Annotated in this window: 1 pseudogene; it reads left to right on the top strand. The window is 45.4% G+C overall.

The features are described 5' to 3' along the window. A pseudogene (vmeK, locus tag R7Q48_RS26520) lies at window positions 1–784 on the top strand (multidrug efflux RND transporter permease subunit VmeK); the annotation flags it as partial.

Raw genomic sequence — 784 nt, 5'->3', positions numbered from 1 at the left:
GGATTTACTTACAGTAAAGCGGGGTTAGGGGCGGAGTTTTTCCCTGAAGTCGACCCGCCATTTTTCACCGTAAAAGTACGCTCTTACGGGGATCTTTCCATTAATGAGAAAGATATCGTAATGCGAGAAATTGAAAAGGTCATGCTGGGTCATGATGAGTTTGAAAGTGTCTACACTCGCACTGGATCGAGCGATAATGGTGACGAAATCGGTCAGATTCAAATAACTCCTGTGGATTGGCAATATCGTCGTAAAGTCAAAACGATCATTGAAGAGCTAAAATCTACCACTGACCAATTTTATGGCGTTGAGTTAGAGTACAAATTCCCGGATGCCGGCCCTCCGGTTGAACATGATTTGGTGATTGAAGTTTCTTCTCGAAGTAGGAGTATAGGCGAGCTAGATGACGCCGCGAAGCTCGTTAGGCTTTGGGCTGATAGCAACCCAGCACTGACTAATTTGAGTGATACCACCAATAAAGAGGGGATTGACTGGCAAATTGACATTCGACGCGACGACGCTTCTCGTTTTGCTGCCGATGCAACTTTGGTGGGAAATACAGTTCAATTTGTCACGAATGGTCTGAAAATAGGGGACTATTTACCTGACGATGCGGATGAAGAAGTCGATATTTTGGTGCGCTACCCACAAGAGAAGCGAGATATTGGTCGATTCGATCAGCTAAGAGTGAAAACCGCTGCAGGTTTAGTGCCCATAACCAACTTTGCTCAAATTAAGCCAGACCACAAGCAAGATACTATCCGTCGTGTTGACGGTCATCGAG

The organism is Vibrio sp. 378, from assembly GCF_033339435.1.
This window is presented reverse-complemented; position numbering and strand designations above follow the sequence as displayed.